The sequence below is a fragment of the Brasilonema octagenarum UFV-OR1 genome, from assembly GCF_963888615.1.
GTDB classification, from domain to species: domain Bacteria; phylum Cyanobacteriota; class Cyanobacteriia; order Cyanobacteriales; family Nostocaceae; genus Brasilonema; species Brasilonema sennae.
The window spans coordinates 9,433-28,039 of the sequence record NZ_CAWPKW010000350.1 but is presented as its reverse complement, the minus strand read 5'-3'; the positions used below and the strand labels follow the sequence as shown (position 1 = coordinate 28,039).

Here is an 18,607-nt window from a genome sequence, read left to right as displayed (position 1 = left end):
CAAGCCGGGAAACCCGGACGCCAGACGCCTACGGAGGGAGACCCTCCTGCAGCGCTGGCTCTCCAACGCACTGGCTCCCCTACGATTTGTGGTCTATTCATATAAAAACCGCTGTAAAAGATTATTTTATGGGGCTGGCAAGTTTAATACCTTCGGCGATCGGCCCTAAAGCTAAAACGGGGAAGAATGTCAACACACCTAAAATCAAAATGATTCCAGCTGTAATGGCAGTAAATAATGTAGAGTCAGTTCTGAGGGTGCCTGGAGTTTCGGGTACTGGTAGTTTGCCTGCCATGCTCTGTGCTAAAAGCAAAATGGCAATAATTGGTATGTATCTTCCCATCAGAAGGCTAAAGCAAGTACTTAAATTCCACCACAAAGTGCTATTTCCCAATCCCTGCAAGCCAGAACCATTGTTAGCACTAGCTGAAGCGTATTCGTAAATCACTCGGGAGATGTTGTGAAATTCTGGGGATTTCGTATATCCCGGCGGTGGAATGAAAAATGCTAAGGTATTTGGAAAAGCTAAGCTAATGGCACTGGGGAGCAATACAGCAATTGGATGAACCAGCAGCACAACACTGGCAAGGACAATTTCTTTTTTTTCAATTTTGCGTCCTAAAAACTCTGGAGTCCGTCCCACCATCAGTCCTGTGAGAAATACGGTGAGAATGGAATAAATAAATAAGTAAGCGGTTCCAGTTCCTTGTCCGCCCCAAACTATCTGTAAAAACATATTCAATAAGGTGGAAAAAAGTCCTTGAGGCATCAAGGAATCATGCATCCCGTTTACAGAACCAGTCATAGTTCCAGTTGTCGTTATTGCCCACAACGCCGTTTGTGCCCAGCCAAACCTGACTTCCTTCCCCTCTAAATTAGGCAATTCTAATCCCAAGGCATTATCAATAATCGGATTTCCTTGATACTCACCAATCGCTGTGACACCAATCAAAACTCCATAGATGGCAAATACCATCCAATAAAGTAGCCTTGCTTGCTTGGCGTTATTGGCAAAAATGCCATAGGTGTGGATCAACGCCGCTGGTATGCAAATCATGGCAATGATTTCTATGAGGTTAGAAATACTGCTAGGATTTTCATACGGATGAGCAGAATTGGCATTAAAAAAACCACCACCATTCTCTCCCAATTGTTTGATGATTTCAAAAGAAGCAACAGGACCTCTGGCTATATACTGCGTTGCTCCTTCCAATGTTGTCAATTTCAAAGATCCATCTAAGGTTTGTGGTACGCCTAGGGCTAGTAGTGCGATCGCACCTACAATCGAAATTGGCAGCAATATGCGCGTTATGGAACGAGTCAGATCAACATAGAAATTTCCCAGTCGTTTACCTGTCAAACCTCTGATGAAGGCGATTCCCACTGCTAACCCAGTCGCAGCTGAAGTAAACATCAAAAAAGTTAAAGCTGCTGTTTGGCTAAAATAACTTAAAGTTGTCTCACCAGAGTAGTGTTGCTGGTCGGTGTTTGTTAAAAATGAAATGGTCGTGTGCAGCGTGATGTCCCATTTAGGAGCAGCTAATCCCTGAGGATTCCAAGGTAAAAATTGCTGAAGACATATGAGCATAAACACCATAACACCCATGAGCATGTTGCTGCAAAGTACTGCTCTGGCATACTGCCAACCCGTCATGTCATCAATTCTTAGCGTATCTGCCAATTTATGAATTATTCCCTCTACAGGGTTCATTATTAAGTCCAGCAGCGTTTTTTCTCCCAAAAACACACGCGCCATGTATCTGCCCAATAGTGGAGTGATTGCTATTACGATACACAACGTTACCCCAATTTGAAAAAATCCTTGTCCCATTTACCTAGCCAAAATTGTAGATGGATATTGTTAAATTCTTTGCATTTTAAAATTGTTCAACTATTTTTTGATAGCTGAACAATTTTATTCTTTATAAGTTACGAGTTATCAGTTATCAGTAAACAGTAAAAACTGTTCACTGATAACTGTTTGAAAAGTTTACCAATAAAAAAATAATGCGATAGATACACACTTTAAAACCCCTGTTACGTCTGGCTTTATTCATTTTGAATTTTGAATTTTGAATTGGTTTTGTTGTGTCCAACCTTAGCACAACATATTATTTCTTTATTCTTTTTTAAGAGATCTCATATTTATGGCGTTGTCAGCAATTCATGATTTGTCATAACTATTCTATACATGACATCAAGAAAAGCAAGTGTATATAGGGAGCATTCCAAATATTTAAATTCCCAGGAGCATCCCATTCTCGTGTAGAAGCGCAGTTCCCGACGAATGATACTGATGGTATTATTCCGAAATCATGGCTTTTGCAAGCTCGCGCTATAATGCTAACCCCCAATATTGGGATGATTTGGCGACGAGTGATATCTGGCGGCTGGGTTTGGATGTGGGGGATGGACAAGATAATCTGGTTATGGAAAGTTTTCTGAGCCAGTATTGTTTACTCGTGTTGTGGGGGAGTGGTAACTCTTACTGTATATATTCGGACAAAATCTATACAGAAGGCATTCTACTCAAAAGCCTTTCGTGGATAAATGTCTGGAATATATGCTATTCCTGATGAAGAACTAGTATGTCTGTGCATCATAGTAATACCACTACTAAGGAAAGCTAGTATGTTTGGTCGCAAACCCTCTGACAATTCGCAGCCAAAAGTTTTCATTAGCTATAGCAGGGAGTCAGATGAACATAACGATCGCATACTGACATTATCGGATCGTCTACGCGATGAGGGGGTTGATAGTCAGATTGACGAGTATGTACAATTTCCACCTGAAGGTTGGCAACGCTGGATGGAGAATCAGGTGGAATGGGCTGATTTTGTGCTTGTAGTTTGCACTGAGACATACAATCGACGATTTCGGGGTAAGGAAGAACCTGGTAAAGGTTTAGGTGTGACATGGGAAGGAGCTATTATCACCCAACAACTTTATGATGCTCAAAGAAGGAATACCAAGTTTATCCCTGTTGTGTTTTCTTCGCAAGACGCAAAGCATATCCCTATAACACTTCGTTCTTACAGGCATTATCTTATCGACGTCACAAAGGAAGGAGAGGAAGGGTATTTAGAACTTTACCGCCTTCTTACAAAGCAACATAGTACTCCAATAACAGAACTTGGCAAACGGCGAGAGTTACCACTTCGTGAACGCCATAAAACCGCAAACCCTCACCAGCCCCTCTAAACTCCGGTGCAAGTTCAGAGGGGCAGAGGGAATTTCAAGCACGAAAGATACCCCAAAATATTCCCCCCAGTAATACAGATAAGTTTATCGGACGATCGCGTGAATTAGAACGCCTCCACCAACAGTTACAACGCAATAATGAAGTCGTCATTGCAGCTGTTGAAGGTATGGGGGGAGTTGGTAAAACAGAATTAGCAATCCAGCATTCACTGCTACATTTACAGTTGCACACTTATCCTGGTGGTATTTGCTGGCTACGCGCAAGAGAAGAAGATATTGGTTTACAGATAATACAATTTGCTCGAACAGATTTGGGCTTGCAGCCGCCAGAAGATTTGGAGTTACCAGAACGAGTACGCTGGTGTTGGCAACATTGGCAGCACAAGGGAGACACGCTTGTGGTTGTGGATGATGTTAAAGATTACAGTCTGATAAAACCATTACTACCACCACAACCATCCCAGTTTAAAGTACTGATAACAACACGACTCAAGTTAGATTTAGCAGGTTCTTTGTTTTTGGAAGTTTTGCAAGAGGATGATGCACTCTTATTATTGACTCAATTGGTTGGGGAACAAAAGGTCACCCAAGAATCCATAAAAGCAAAAGAACTCGTTCAGCGTTTAGGCTACTTACCTCTGGCGTTGCAATTAGTCGGGCGGTATGTAAAAAAACGTAAAATATCCTTGACAGAAATGCTGCGACGCTTAGAGGAAAAAGGGCTAAGGCATCCTTCTTTAGAAGTAAAAGAAAATGATCCCACTTGGACTCTAGATATCAAACGTGGAGTAGCGGCTGCTTTTGAATTGAGTTGGTCCGAATTAAGTGAGTCTGCTCAACAATTAGGCTGTTTACTAAGTTTGTTTGCTTTAGCTGGGATTCCTTGGTTACTGGTGGAACGTGCGGCTGCGGATCTTGATGCAGAAGAACTGGAAGATGCAAGAGTAGAATTAGAAAACTTGCACTTGCTTACGGGCGAAGATACTTATGTGTTACATCAGTTGATTCGAGAGTTTCTGAGAGACAAGCAAAAGAACTTAGCTTCAGGCGACGAGCATAAGTCTAGTTTTTGCCAAGCAATGGTAGAAGTGGCGAAAGAAATTCCTCAAACACCTAATCTGAACGAAATCACTGCTTTAACTCCTGCTATTCCACACTTAGCAGAAGTCGCACAAAATCTGATTGATGCAGTCAGTGATGAAAATTTACCTTGGGTTTTTACTGGCTTGGGTAGATTTTATGAAGGACAGGGTTTGTATGCGCTGGCTCAACCTTGGTTAGAGCAATGTGTATCAGTCGTACAATCCCGTTTGGGAGAAGAGCATCCCGATGTCGCCGCCAGTTACAACAACTTGGCTCTCCTCTACTATTTCCAAGGACGGTACACTAATGCTGAACCACTCTACATCAAAGCTTTGGAACTAAGACAACGCTTGCTAGGAGAAGAGCATCCCGATGTCGCCAACAGTTACAACAACTTGGCTGAACTCTACCGTTCCCAAGGACGGTACACTGAAGCTGAACCTCTGTACATCAATGCATTGGAACTAAGGCTACGCCTGCTAGGAGAAGAGCATCCCGATATCGCCTTAAGTTACAACAACTTGGCTCTCCTCTACTATTCGCAAGGACGGTACACTGATGCAGAGCCACTTTTAATCAAAGCATTGGAACTAAGGCTACGCCTACTGGGACAAGAGCACCCTGATGTCGCCGCTAGTTACAACAACTTGGCAGCACTCTACGATTCCCAAGGACGGTACACAGAAGCTGAACCACTCTACATCAAAGCTTTGGAACTAAGGCAACGCCTGCTAGGAGATGAGCATCCCTCTGTCGCCACCAGTTACAACAACTTGGCTACACTCTACAAATCCCTTGGACGGTACACTGAAGCAGAACCTCTCTACATCAAAGCATTGGAAATTGCTGAACGTAGCTTAGGAGTCAATCATCCCAACACAATCACTTTCCGTAAAAATTTGCAACTCTTACGCGATAATCGCCAGTCTTATAACAGTGAACACTTCGACAAGCTCAGTGCATCGCAGTGAACACTTCGACAAGCTCAGTGCATCGCAGTGAACAGTGAACAGTGAACTGATAACTGATAACTAATAGCGGTACTAGTTCCTCGCCAAAAATTCTTGAACAGTCAGAATCTCAATGCCCCGAAATGAGTTTAGCACTAGTAAATCATCATCTCCGGTAACAATACACTCTGCTTGACCACTCACTGCCAATTCCAGATACTTGTTATCTTTTGGATCTCGGCATTCCGAAATCTGTTCAGTCACATCAATAAACTGAGCGGTTTGAGTTAAATCCTCTAGCAATTCTTGCCGCCTTTCCTCGGTGAGATATCTATCAAATTTACGACGATATAAAACCTCTCTTAACTCTGAGAAGACAGAACTGGAGAATATGAGAACACCAATATCTTGAGCTTGCTCCAATGCCTGACGTGGCTTGCTTTGACTAAACAAAAATGCGCTAATCAATACGTTAGTATCAAAAACAAACCGTTGTTTATTCGTCATCATTCAAAATCGATTCTAAAATTTCAGGCGTTAATCCTCGCTCTTGTGCTTCAAGGCTAGCTTTATCCATCGTGTTTCTCAGACGGGCGATTGCCTCTTGTCTATCACTAGTAAATTGAGACTGCATAATTGCCGCAATCTTGAGTTGCAATTGTTCACGCTCTTCTTCAGAGGCATTGCGGTATGCCTCTGCTACCTCAGACGGCACTTTGATGGTAATTTCTTCTTTAGTAATCATAGTCTGTTCGCTTCCATAATTTCTCATCTTTCAATAAGTTTCCCCGGTTTTGGGATGTACAAAAGCATACAACCATAACCATTGAAACCACCAATTGACATCAGCAATTAGTGTTTTCGCTTCGTTTCTGGCAATGATATTATCCCCAAATTTTTTGTAGATTGAGTATAAAACCAGGTAAAACATCCTCCCCTGAAAGAGTTTGAGGTAATTTTAAAACTTCCACATCTTGTTTGGGACGAGAAATTTCTACTTCCTGTTTTTTTCTGTTTATCAACCAACCCAAACGACACCCGTTTTCCATATATTCTTGCATCTTACTCTGAGTTTTTTTCAAGCTGTCGTTAGGTGAAAGTATCTCAATGACAAAATCAGGACATAGAGGAATAAATTTTTCTTTTTGCTCTTTAGTCAAAGCATCCCAACGAGATTTTTCTACCCAAGAAACATCAGGAGAACGGTCAGCACCATTTGGTAAAGTAAATCCAGTTGATGAATCAAAAACTTCGCCCCCGTGGTTTTTTTCATTCCATAATCCTACTTGAAGAATTAAATTAACATTGCTTCTCCCTGTTTCTCCTCCCGTCGGTGGCATTATAATTAATTCTCCCTGAGCATTTCGTTCTAATTTTAAATCAGAGTTTTCTTCACACAGTTGATAAAACTGCTCTTTAGTCAGTTTAATTATAGAGTTGAGGTTTAATGTAAGTGCTGTCATAGGAGTATCTCTCGTTTTTATTCGCTGAGTGAGTTACAAACCTATATCTATTTTGTCCCACACCGTATTTCTTATACTATGGACGTCACCCTCAGCCATCAGGCAGAGTGGGGAAAATGTCAAGACATTAATCCTTTAAAAATGACAAGAATTCTTTAATATTCAAATGGAGCTAAGCGGATTCGAACCGCTGACCCCCTCAATGCCATTGAGGTGCTCTACCAACTGAGCTATAACCCCGCAAATAACAATTCAAAATTCAAAATATGTCCTGCGGACACGCTACGCGAACAAAGTTCAAAATTAAAGACCTTTTTAGTTAGGGATTTAATTTACGAGAACGCATTTGCTATTCTACTTTAACAATATCCTGTTTGTCAATATCGCTGCTCGTCAATTGTTAATGAGTGCCATGAGCCATTAGCCGATGGCAATGACTAACTTAAGAGAGTTGCAGCAAGTAGGTTATACAATGCCCCATCAGGAAGTAAACCACTAACATAGCCGCTGCTGCTAGGGCAACAAGTGTACCAGCTAACATTAAAGAAAATTCTTTGCTTTCATATGCTTTTTCCATCAAATGCAGCGACCAGGCTACCAGCGCCACATCAAAAACTAAAATTGGTATCAACATATGTCTTAAAATTATTAATTATTGTTAACTTATATTAACACTGTTTTCAAAAAATGTCTTTAACTACTCTTTGGGTTAGATTGACAAAGAGTTGCAACTTAGGCTTACATTCTGACGGGAACTTGGCGATCGCGCAGATAAGTCTTGACTTCAGCTACGCTTAACTGTCCGTAATGTAAAAGTGAGGCAAGTAATGCTGCTTCTGCTTGAGCTTCTGTGAGTGCGGTATAGATATGTTCACAATTGCCTGCACCGCCAGATGCAACGACTGGAATTTGTACAGATTGAGCGATCGCCCGAGTCAACTCTATGTCATAACCAGCTTGAGTTCCATCGGCATCCATACTTGTTACTAGCAGTTCTCCAGCACCGCGTTTTTCGACTTCTTGCGCCCAAAACAGGGCATCAATACCAGTATTTTCTCTACCACCTCGCACAAAAACATCCCAACCAGGGTGATTGGGGTCTAGTCGTCGTCTGGCATCAATTGCAACGACTATACATTGATTTCCAAAACGGTCACTCGCTCGATTAATAAAATCTGGGTCGCGTACCGCCGTAGAATTAATACTAACCTTGTCTGCTCCAGCTCGTAAAAGATTTTTAACATTTTCTAAGGATTGGATCCCACCACCGACAGTGAGGGGAATAAAGACCTGTTCTGCAGTTCGGTACACCACGTCGATAATAGTGTCGCGGTCTTCATGAGTGGCTGTAATATCTAGAAACACTAACTCATCTGCCCCGGCATCGTTGTAAACCTTTGCCAGTTCTACTGGATCGCCTGCATCCCTCAAGTTAACAAAGTTAACTCCTTTAACAACTCGTCCTGCCTTCACATCCAGACACGGTAAGATTCTTTTAGCTAGCATGAGTAGTTTTACACTCCTGTGATAATTATCTAAAACTGAAATTTTAAATTTGCCAGAGTATTACAGAAACAACATTTTCGCACGTGAACAGGGGTTCAGGGAAATAACAGTATGAGGGAAAATGTAAAGTGTAGCTCGTGAATCTGTGTATTGTGAACTTGGATTGTGAACACTGAATACTTATCGTAAATTAAAGGGTTCGCTGACCGCTTCGTCTATACGTAGTACGCCAGATGCCAACTCCTGCGGATACGCTGCGCGTTCGCCTCCGGCGTGCGCTTTGCGCTTACAAGTCGGGAAACCCGCCCACGGCACCGCCTCCTCAGTTTGAGTCGGAATTTAAATGGAAAAATGAAAGACTCTTTCATTTTGAATTTTGTTCGCGTAGCGTGTCCGCAGGACATATTTTGAATTTTGAATTCTTATTCACCCTACCGTTTTACGCTCAACACTGCAAAAGTCGTATATCCAAAATCAATAGCAGTCATTATGGCGATTATCTCCTCAAAAAAACAGCCCCAAGAACCCAATAAAGAACCAAAGCAGCGTCGTGAGGTGGCGAAAGCGCCTCCTAAAGAGAATCTTTTGCAACCTGAAGCAGCTGTTGATGAAGGTAAGCAAGAAGAAAGTATACGCCCACAACGATTTGCTGACTATATCGGGCAGAAAGATTTAAAAGATGTGCTAGATATTGCGATTAAAGCAGCCAAGTCTCGGGGTGAGGTGCTAGATCATCTACTGTTGTATGGTCCTCCAGGATTGGGGAAAACCACAATGGCTATGATACTGGCGTCTGAGATGGGAGTAAATTGCAAAATTACGAGTGCGCCAGCTTTAGAACGTCCCAGAGATATTGTTGGGCTATTGGTGAATCTCAAGCCAGGAGATGTTTTGTTTATTGATGAAATTCATCGTCTGTCGCGGATGAGCGAAGAAATTTTATACCCAGCAATGGAGGATTATCGCTTAGATATTACGATTGGTAAGGGTTCTAGCACTAAGACTCGCAGCTTACCACTATCCAAATTTACCTTGGTTGGGGCAACAACTCGTGCCGGGGCGTTGAGTTCACCGTTGCGCGATCGCTTTGGCTTAATTCAAAAACTGAGATTTTATGAAGTTGATGAACTGAGTAAAATTGTCTTACGCAGCGCTCAATTACTCCAAACGAATATCACTGACGATGGTGCCGCAGAAGTTGCCCGTCGTTCGCGGGGAACACCACGTATTGCTAATAGATTACTAAAACGAGTCCGTGATTATGCGCAAGTAAAATCATTCAATGAGGTTAATGAACAGGTTGCAGCGGAAGCATTGCAACTATTTCAAGTTGATCCTTGCGGTTTAGATTGGACAGACCGTCGGATGTTGAGTGTGATTATTGAACAGTTTAATGGTGGTCCGGTGGGATTGGAAACCATCGCTGCAGCAACGGGTGAGGATACACAAACTATTGAGGAAGTGTATGAACCATATCTGATGCAGATTGGCTATTTAAGCCGGACGACCCGTGGTAGAGTGGCGACACCCACAGCTTACAAGCATTTAGGTTTTAAACCTCCAAATGAACAGTTGTCATTATTGCCGTAAATTTGATCAACACTTCCAGTGATAATGAGTTTTGAATTTGGAACCGCAGATGGACGCAGAGAAACGCAGATGATGAGACTAATTATTATTTTTCTAAGTCTGTTGCTGGTGTTTGGGTGGGGTGAGGTTGCCATAGCAGAAACAAAATCCCCCAATTTCACTGCAGAACAGTTACAGCAAGGCGATGAGTTAGCGAATAAGGCAATTGCCGCTACTAATAAAGGTGATTTTGGCACGGCGGAACGGTACTGGACGCAAATTCTTGAGCAATTTCCCGATAATCCAGCGGTTTGGAGTAATCGAGGAAATTCTAGGGTTAGTCAAAATAAGTTGCAAGAAGCACTCGCAGATTATAATAAGGCGGTAGAATTAGCTCCGAATGTAACTGACCCCTACTTGAATCGTGGTACGGCGTTGGAAGGTCTGGGAAAATGGGATGAGGCGATCGCAGATTATAATCACGTTCTAGAACTTGACCCCAAAGATGCAATGGCATATAACAATCGAGGAAATGCCTATGCTGGTTTGAGGAAGTGGCAAGAGGCGATCGCCGACTACAAAAAATCCAACGAAATTGCCCCGAATTTTGCCTTTGCCCGTGCGAACTATGTTCTTGCCCTTTATGAAACTGGTAAAGTAGACGAAGCAATTCGGGAAATGCGGAACATTCTCCGTAAATATCCTAACTTTGCAGATGTACGTGCTGCTATTACTGCAGCCTACTGGCAAAAGGGAAAACAAGGTGAAGCGGAGAGTAACTGGGTGTCAGCAGTTGGACTGGATGCGCGTTACAAGGATATCGACTGGGTGACGAATGTTCGGCGATGGCCTCCTAGTATGGTGACGGCTTTGGATAAATTTTTGACACTCAAGTAAGATATATGTTTGGCAGAGGGCGTTTAAAGCAAAAGTAGGTTAATTTTGCAAGCCTTCTGTCAAAAAATTACGATTTATTTACATTTGTCCGCTATAGAATTAAGTGCATAAGTTGATTTTATTTGCACTTAATAAATAGATAAGGGGTTTTGACTTTAAGCGTCACAAATAAGCGTGCGTTCATTAAAGATGGCAGGAATTTCAGTGCAACGACTATTTCACAGTAGCAATACTTAGGTATTATGAATCGAGTCCAAGATAAAGTTGCAATTGTTACAGGCGCAGCACGAGGTATTGGTGGAGCAACAGCTCTACTTTTAGCAAAAGAAGGAGCCAAGGTTGCTGTCACAGATATTCTTGCGGATGAAGGTAAAACATTAGTACAAGAAATTCATAGTCATGGCTCAGAAGCTGATTACTGGCATTTAGACGTTTCCCAGGAAACTCAAGTTCAGCAAGTATTTGCTGAAGTTTACCGCAAGTGGGGAAAAATCGATATTTTAGTCAATAATGCAGGAATCGCTGGTATCAATAAACCCACTCATGAGATTTCTGAAGAAGAATGGAACACAGTGATGGCAATTAATACAAATGGGGTTTTTCTTTGTACTAAACACGCGATCGCTTATATGCTAAACACTGGTGGTGGTAGCATTATCAATCTGTCCTCAATTGCCGGGCTGGTTGGTTCACGTGGTTATCCACCCTATCATGCAGCTAAAGGTGCAGTACGTTTGATGACTAAAGCGAATGCAATACAATATGCAAAAAATAATATTCGCTTTAATTCTATTCATCCCGGCTTAATTTGGACAGCGATAGTAGAAGAACCTTTAAAAAAAACAGAAAACCCCACAGAAGTTTTGAAAGACTACGAAAAGCGAATCCCCGCAGGACGTCTAGGCAAACCAGATGATATTGCTTATGGAATACTTTACCTGGCTTCTGATGAGTCAAAGTATATGACAGGAGCGGAATTAGTCATTGATGGTGGCTATACAGCCCAGTAGTAACAAATTTGTATGAAAAAGCAGGCGTTGTTGTGGATGATATCATTCATGAAAGCGATTGCCTACGGCAGAGCTACGCTTAACGCCAGGACAATCAATTGTCAATAAAATTGCCAAGAATATGAAGTCCGGCACAAGTTTCCAGGATAAAGTTCATTCTGAGTATGACTACATTGTGATTGGTGCAGGGTCGGCAGGCTGCGTTGTCGCCAACCGAATGTCACAAAACAGCGACACAACCGTGTTACTCCTTGAAGCAGGCAACCCGGATACAAAACCGGAGATTCATATTCCGGCAGAAGTCGGCAGTCTACAAGGCTCCGAGGTGGACTGGGGCTATTTGACTGAACCAGAGCCGTACTTGAATAATCGCAAAGTGTTTTGTCCCCGTGGCAAAGTTTTGGGCGGCAGCAGTTCAATTAATCTCATGATTTATATCCGGGGCAATCCTCACGATTATGACCAATGGCAGGCATTAGGAAATCCCGGCTGGTCGTACCAGCACGTTTTACCCTATTTTAAGAAATCGGAACACAACTCACGCGGTGCCGATGCTTACCACGGGGTTGATGGTGAGTTGAGCGTCACTGATCTGATTTCCCCTGGTATAGTATCCCAACGCTTTGTCGATGCCTGTGTAGAACTGGGGTATGACCACAATCCTGATTTCAACGGTGTGCGGCAGTCAGGGGCCGGACTCTATCAGTCAACAATCAAAGATGGTAAACGGCACAGTACCGCCGCTGCCTTCCTGGTGCCGATTCGCCAGCGTCCTAATTTGACGATAACGACAGGCGCGTTGGTGACTCGCTTGTTGTTTGAGGGAACCAGCGCTGTTGGAGTGGAATATCTGCACGAGGGAATGCTGCATCAGGTCAGGGTTAACCAGGAAGTCATTTTAAGTGCGGGCGCGTTCGATTCACCCAAGCTGCTGCTGCTTTCCGGCATTGGCGATGCAGAATACCTGCAAGGGCTGGGAATTTCTGTCGTGGCTGATTTGCCAGGGGTCGGTCAAAACCTGCAAGACCACCTTATCGTTCCGGTAGCCCAACAGACGACTCAAGAAATACACCCTGCCATCACCAGCAATGTGTCTGAAGCCGGACTGTTCTTCCATAGCGAGGGCAACCTGGAGGCTCCACCCGATGTCCAGTTCTTCTTCGGATATATTTGTACCGCCTGGCTATGACCGTCCTGATTGGGGATTCACGGGTGTAGTCTCTTTGACTCATTTCCAAAACATTGGCAGTGTCAGTTTGCGCTCATCTGACCCCAAAGACCCTCCAGTCATACGGATGAACTATCTGCAAAGTGAAGCTGATGTGCGAAAGCTCGTTGCTGGGATTCGATTAATGCGGCAATTGTTTCAGTCCCGTGCTTTTGATGAGTTTGGCGGTAAGGAAGTTGCTCCGGGTGCTGGTGTTCAGAACGATGCAGCACTGGAAGCCTACATCCGGGAAACTTGCAGTACGGGACATCATCAGACTGGCACTTGCAAAATGGGCACTGACCCAATGGCAGTGGTAGACTCCGAACTGCGAGTACATGGGGTTAAGGGATTGCGGGTTGCGGATGCATCGATCATGCCAACTCTGGTCAGGGGCAACACAAACGCGCCCATCATTATGATTGGCGAAAAAGCAGCCGATTTCATTAAAGCGAATGGTGGCATTTCATAGCAAGCACTGCATAAACTTGAGCAAGCATCACTGGAATAAACAATTTCAGCTTTACCGAAATGTACCTTTGTATCTTAAGAGAAATTGATATCGATTGGGTGGCAAATTTTCGGCGATCGCCTTCTAGTATGGTAACAGCGATAAGTTTTTGACATTGAAGTAGGGGCATTTATGATCAAATTACCTGATGGACCAAAAACTCCGCCTTGGTTGCAGCTATTACAGTGGATTGCTGACCCTTTAGGTTATATGGAAACGTCTTTCCAACGCTACGGAGATTTCTTCACCGCCCGTTGGGGAAATCTTTACCCCAAAGCGGTGTTCATCAGTAATCCGCAAGCAATTCAAGAAATTTTCACCGCTGATCCTAAACTGTTTGACTCTGGTCGAGGGAATGGGCTGGGAAAAGTCGTCGTAGGAGAACACTCTATACTTTTGTTTGATGGATCTAGCCACCAGCGTCGGCGACGCCTTTTAACCCCCCCTTTTCATGGTGAACGGATGCAAGCATATGGCGATTTGATTTGCACCCTCGCCAAACAAGTCAGCAGTCAGTGGACAATAGGCAAGCCCTTTTCTGTCCGGAAATCCATGCAAGAAATTAGTTTGCGCGTCATCTTGCAAGCTGTTTTTGGTCTCAATGAAGGACCGCGTTATGAGGAACTCAGACAACTGCTAGCAGAAATGATGGATATGACAGTCTCTCCTTTGCGGGCGTCTATGCTGTTCTTTAAGTTCTTGCAAAAGGATTTAGGGGCTTGGAGTCCGTGGGGAAGCTTTCGGCGTCGCCAGCAGCAAATTGATCGGCTACTCTACGCCGAAATTCAAGACAGGCGTAGACAAAACGACCTTGAACGCAGTGACATCCTCTCCTTAATGATTTCAGCTCGCGATGAGCAGGATCAGCAGATGACAGATGAAGAGTTGCACGATGAACTCATAACTCTGCTGTTAGCTGGTCACGAAACAACAGCCAGTTCTTTATGCTGGGCTTTATACTGGATTCACTATCAGCCCCAGGTACGGGACAAGCTACTGCAAGAACTCAATAGCCTTGGTGCAGATCCAGACCCCACAGACATTGTTCGTCTGCCATATCTGACTGCTGTGTGTCAAGAAACACTGCGTATTTATCCGCCATTATTCTTGACTTGGCCCCGGATTTTGAAAGCTCCTTTAAAGCTGGGAGACTATCACTTTGATACTGATACCATACTGCTTCCTTGTATTTATCTGACTCACCAACGAGAGGATCTTTATCCAGAACCAAAACAGTTTAAACCGGAACGATTTTTAAAGCGGCAATACTCTCCATTTGAGTTTTTTGTTTTTGGTGGAAGCAATCGTCGCTGTGTTGGTGCGGCATTGGCTATGTTTGAAATGAAACTGGTAGTGGCGACAATCGTATCAAATTATCAATTAGCGCTGACTGATAGCCAACCAGTGAAACCACAGCGCCGAGGTTTCTTTCTCGCCCCTGCGGCTGGGTTCAAGATGATGATAACGGGCAGGCGCGTGCGTCAAGAGCAACCTAGTCAGCCTGTTGGCAGTTCAATTTAGCACTCAACTAGAGCTAGTGTGGAGTATGCGCTGATTTTGAGGACGCATCCCCACTACCATCCGCACACCCTCTGCTGGTTTGAGAAAATGGCAAGAGGCGATCGCCGTGGGTGGCAAATATTCGCCGAGCGTCTCCTAGTATGATAACAGCTTTGGATAAGTTTTTAACACTTAAGTAGGTTGGGCAGAATATAAGAATGTGGGGCTGGATATATACGAATATCCTCATCCAGTCCCTAAAACTTTTATTGTCGGATTACTAGGAAGCAGGAACTTCATTTGCAAGCACATGAGCCTGTGCCCTTTCGAGACTGACTCTTAGCCGTTCGGCTAGAATCTGGACGTGGGGTTCAACCATCATCGTTACATGGTCGCCCGGAACGAAATGGATGTCCACTGCTTCGATAGAAAGCTGGCTCCAGCCGAAAGTCGAATCTCTAAGAACCTCATCAGAAAGCCAAGTAGCAGCATCCCAAGGATGAACCTCGTTGGCTCGGAAGAAAGCAATTCGAGTCGGATAGACCTCCTGTGGCATATAATTAGCCATAGCTTGAAGGTTAGCCTTGAGAACTTTCACTAAGCCACGCACTTGTTTTGTCCCTGCCTCAGAAGGCAGCACATTAACTATTTTCAACTGCTCCACTACATAATTCACTTGCTCGTCTGGAGCAAGGAGAGCGAGGTCATTGTACGATACCTCCAGTTTTTTTCCTAGCAGGCGTCCAAATAAACTGGCAAGCTCAACCATGCATTGAATATCATCCCAATCAACACGTATCGGCTGATTGGGAAGTGGTGCTGGGATGTCTAAAACTGCAAGTAAAGCTACCTGATGCCCAGATGAAAGCAACTGCTGAGATATCTCGAACGCCACCTTACCACCGAAGGAATGACCTCCGAGAAAGTATGGTCCCTGCGGCTGAATGCTTTGTAATGCTTCGATGTAGTGAGCAGCTATTTCCTCAATTTTTGTGTAAGGCTGTGCTTCATCATCAAGTCCAAGTGCTTGCAGACCGTAAAAAGGTTGGTCTTGACCGAGGTGAAGTGCTAAAGTATGCAAATAGAATGTAGTTCCTACACTCCCAGGCACGCAGAAGAAAGGAGGTTTTGAACCGCCCGACTGAATCGCCACTAAAGCAGAATAAGACAAAGCTTCTGGCTTATCATCTTGAGGTAATTCTGCCTGAGAGCTTTCGGAAGGCTCTGAGGAAAGCACTTTTTTTACCAGATAATCAACAAGCGCTTCCACAGTTGGATAGTCAAATATCACCGTTGAACCAAGGGAGCATCCTAGGCTCTCTTCGAGAAGATTTGTCAGTTCAATCACCATGAGTGAGTCGAGTCCCATACTGGTTAAAGGCTGCTGCCAGTCTAACTGGGATGGATCTACTGTCAGAATCTTCGAGATCAGATTCTGAAGATGAGATTTCAGCAACCCCTGACGCTTTTCTGGTGAAGTGTCCAACAGCGCTTTTCGCTCTGGGAAGACTTGTCTTTCGATAACATTAAATTCTTTGTGGATGCTGCTAGCCACCACATCCAAGCTACCATCCAAAAACCCCACCCGACAAGCATGGCGCTGAATCTTATTACTGCCAGTCTTTGGAATACTCCCTGTATTTAGCAGCAGGACAGCATAAACTTGTAAATCATGCTGCTGCGACACCGCTTGACGGATGGCTGCAACTACCTGATCCACATTCAGCTTTTCTAGATAAGTCTGTTTAACTTCACAAGCAATAACTAATCGCTCCTCACTCTCCACTTCCACTGAAAATGCTGCACTACAGCTAGGTTGGAGTGCGGGATGGCTTTTTTCTACGGTAAACTCAATATCTTGAGGATAATGGTTACGACCCCGAATAATGATTAGGTCTTTAAGACGACCCGTAACAAACAACTCTTTATCAAGCAAAAATCCCAAATCGCCAGTACGCAAAAATGGTCCTTCATTGGTATCTGCTAAGTAACCGTGAAAGGTTTCCTTGGTTGCGTCAGGTCGATTCCAGTAACCTTGAGCAACACTCGGACTTGACACCCAAATCTCTCCCACTTCTTCGGGTGGACATTGGATTAAGGATTCAGGGTTAACGATCAGGATTTTCTGGTCCAACCAAGTGCGACCACAACCCACGATTTTTTGGGTACTTTCGCTTTCACCAACCGCTACGACAACTCGGTTTTGCTCAAATGCTGCCTTCTCAATGTTTTGGATCACAGCTGGCTGTTTTTTTAAACCCAAAGAAATACCGACAACGCTCTCAGCCATACCGTAGCCGGGATTAAATGCCTCTCGGCGAAAGCCACACTGAGTAAAGGTGGCGACAAACCGCTCAATAGTTTCTGCACGAACTGGTTCAGCACCGCTAACAGCCAATTCCCAACTGCTCAAGTCAAGCATTGCCCGTTGTTCGGCAGTTGTCTGGAAACAAGCCATGTCATAAGCAAAATTGGGGGCAAGGCTTTGAGTCGCTTTGTAACGGGAAATCGCCATTAGCCAGCGCAAAGGCTTTTGTAGGAAGTCCAGTGGCGACATGATCGTAACTGGGAAATCACTGTAAACAGGCTGTATAACTCCAACGATTAACCCTGTATTGTGACCGAATGGCAACCAAGTCACCGTCCGGCTATTGGAGGTCAACTCTCCTGACTTATGGCTCATAGCCAAATTGTGCATCAAATTGCTATGAGCGATCATCACCCCCTTCGGTGTCCCCGTAGATCCAGAAGTGTATTGGAGAAAAGCCAGGGTATCGCTGCTGAGTGTCGGTTTTTGCCAGTCTGCTCCCAGGTCACTGGCAATATTATCAGTAGCTAACAAATGCATCCTTCTTGCCAATTCTGGATTTTCGTCAAAGCGGCTTTCTAAATATACTAATAGAGAAGAAGTTGTGAAAGCTACTTTTACTTCCGCATCTGTGGCGATCGCTTCGAGTCTGGAAAGTGACTGATTGGGGCGGGGTGGATACGCGGGAATAGCGATCGCCCCAGCATACAAACACCCAAAGAAACCGGCAATGAATTCCAGACCAGGTGGGTACAGTAACAACACTCGTTCGCCTGTAGCATTTATGGACTGAAGATAGGCGGCGATCGCCCGTGCTTGTAGTTCTAATTCCTGATAAGTCAGACTGCTGCTTATTGTTTCACCATCTTGGAGAAAAGTATAAGTTTTTTGGTCAGGCTGATTTTGCGAGCGATAGTGCAGCAAGTCTACTAAATTAGAAAATTTCATCGCTATTTGCCGTCTCCTTAAAATATCAAATTTTCACTGATTCTATGGATGCGCTTGTCTGTGCTTGAGCCATCCCAGCCCAAACTATCAATCTTCAAACTGAACTAGAAGTAGTCTCCAAAATACGCTCATTTTGAGAGCGCCTCCCCGTTACCACCATCCGCACACCCCCTTCTGGTCCTGACAGAAGTCCCTTACGTACTGGCTGCACTGGTTTGCTATCAGCGAGTTCCATCTGAACGCGCGACAAAACTGTCGCCAAAACCAGTTTCATCTCAAATAAGGCAAATGCCATACCAATACAGCGACGGTTACCGCCACCGAAGGGTAAATACTCAGAAGGAGCAAATTGATGTTCCAGAAAACGCTCAGGTTTAAACTGCTTTGGATTGGGATATAAATCTTCGCGATGATGGGTTAGATAAATAGATGGAATCAGCAGAGTACCAGGCTC

General features: G+C 44.0%; 15 protein-coding genes, 1 tRNA gene and 1 pseudogene. 8 read left to right on the top strand and 9 right to left on the bottom strand.

The features are described 5' to 3' along the window. Positions 1-121 precede the first annotated feature (121 nt). A complete protein-coding gene (gene kdpA, locus AC5590_RS31600) occupies positions 122-1,831 on the bottom strand; it encodes a potassium-transporting ATPase subunit KdpA (protein WP_169267209.1) in 1,710 nt (569 codons plus the stop codon). A gap of 484 nt (positions 1,832-2,315) precedes the next feature. Between kdpA and AC5590_RS31595 the strand changes: the two genes are divergently transcribed. The 3 genes from AC5590_RS31595 (at position 2,316) to AC5590_RS31585 (ending at position 5,255) form a co-directional block, all read left to right on the top strand. Next, positions 2,316-2,576 (top strand): hypothetical protein, encoded by a 261-nt coding sequence (locus AC5590_RS31595; protein ID WP_169267208.1) that lies wholly within the window; start codon positions 2,316-2,318, stop codon positions 2,574-2,576. A 55-nt stretch (positions 2,577-2,631) separates the two neighbouring features. Next, the gene (locus AC5590_RS31590) at positions 2,632-3,201 is read left to right on the top strand and encodes an SEFIR domain-containing protein (RefSeq protein WP_211178628.1); all 570 of its coding nucleotides are present in this window, start codon (positions 2,632-2,634) and stop codon (positions 3,199-3,201) included. Positions 3,202-3,287: 86 nt separating this feature from the next. Beyond that, positions 3,288-5,255, top strand: a complete 1,968-nt coding sequence (locus tag AC5590_RS31585; protein WP_370460823.1) for a tetratricopeptide repeat protein — start codon at positions 3,288-3,290, stop codon at positions 5,253-5,255. A gap of 72 nt (positions 5,256-5,327) precedes the next feature. Here the strand turns inward: AC5590_RS31585 and AC5590_RS31580 are convergent, their stop codons facing one another. The 6 genes from AC5590_RS31580 to hisF form a co-directional block, all read right to left on the bottom strand. Further along, complete coding sequence (locus AC5590_RS31580; protein WP_248277340.1) at positions 5,328-5,744, bottom strand: putative toxin-antitoxin system toxin component, PIN family; 417 nt, start codon at positions 5,742-5,744, stop codon at positions 5,328-5,330. Next, the gene (locus AC5590_RS31575) at positions 5,731-6,006 is read right to left on the bottom strand and encodes a hypothetical protein (RefSeq protein WP_169267205.1); all 276 of its coding nucleotides are present in this window, start codon (positions 6,004-6,006) and stop codon (positions 5,731-5,733) included. Before AC5590_RS31575 ends, AC5590_RS31580 begins: the two co-directional genes overlap by 14 nt. Positions 6,007-6,118: 112 nt before the next feature. Continuing rightward, positions 6,119-6,697 carry a Uma2 family endonuclease gene (locus AC5590_RS31570; protein WP_169267204.1) on the bottom strand — a complete coding sequence of 193 codons (579 nt, stop codon included), beginning with the start codon at positions 6,695-6,697 and terminating at the stop codon, positions 6,119-6,121. Positions 6,698-6,864: 167 nt separating this feature from the next. Beyond that, positions 6,865-6,937, bottom strand: a tRNA-Ala gene (locus AC5590_RS31565). Positions 6,938-7,139: 202 nt separating this feature from the next. Beyond that, positions 7,140-7,331 carry a hypothetical protein gene (locus AC5590_RS31560; RefSeq protein WP_169267203.1) on the bottom strand — a complete coding sequence of 64 codons (192 nt, stop codon included), beginning with the start codon at positions 7,329-7,331 and terminating at the stop codon, positions 7,140-7,142. Between the two features lie 104 nt (positions 7,332-7,435). Further along, positions 7,436-8,203 (bottom strand): imidazole glycerol phosphate synthase subunit HisF, encoded by a 768-nt coding sequence (gene hisF / locus AC5590_RS31555; protein WP_169267202.1) that lies wholly within the window; start codon positions 8,201-8,203, stop codon positions 7,436-7,438. A 489-nt stretch (positions 8,204-8,692) separates the two neighbouring features. Between hisF and ruvB the strand changes: the two genes are divergently transcribed. From ruvB to AC5590_RS31530, 5 genes and pseudogenes are all read left to right on the top strand, one after another. Next, entirely contained in the window at positions 8,693-9,793 is a 1,101-nt protein-coding gene (ruvB, locus tag AC5590_RS31550; protein ID WP_169267210.1) for a Holliday junction branch migration DNA helicase RuvB, read from the top strand. A 69-nt stretch (positions 9,794-9,862) separates the two neighbouring features. Beyond that, positions 9,863-10,669, top strand: coding sequence for a tetratricopeptide repeat protein (locus AC5590_RS31545; RefSeq protein ID WP_169267201.1), 807 nt, complete (start codon positions 9,863-9,865; stop codon positions 10,667-10,669). Between the two features lie 242 nt (positions 10,670-10,911). Continuing rightward, a complete protein-coding gene (locus AC5590_RS31540; protein WP_169267200.1) occupies positions 10,912-11,679 on the top strand; it encodes an SDR family NAD(P)-dependent oxidoreductase in 768 nt (255 codons plus the stop codon). Between the two features lie 121 nt (positions 11,680-11,800). Next, a pseudogene (locus tag AC5590_RS31535) lies at positions 11,801-13,358 on the top strand (GMC family oxidoreductase). 174 nt (positions 13,359-13,532) lie between these two features. Continuing rightward, the gene (locus tag AC5590_RS31530; protein ID WP_370460822.1) at positions 13,533-14,918 is read left to right on the top strand and encodes a cytochrome P450; all 1,386 of its coding nucleotides are present in this window, start codon (positions 13,533-13,535) and stop codon (positions 14,916-14,918) included. Positions 14,919-15,177: 259 nt separating this feature from the next. Here AC5590_RS31530 and AC5590_RS31525 read toward each other — a convergent pair whose 3' ends face one another. After that, entirely contained in the window at positions 15,178-18,153 is a 2,976-nt protein-coding gene (locus AC5590_RS31525) for an AMP-binding protein (RefSeq protein WP_169267198.1), read from the bottom strand. Positions 18,154-18,247: 94 nt separating this feature from the next. Then, positions 18,248-18,607 (bottom strand): cytochrome P450 (locus tag AC5590_RS31520; protein WP_169267197.1); only part of this gene is annotated, 360 nt, incomplete at its 5' end.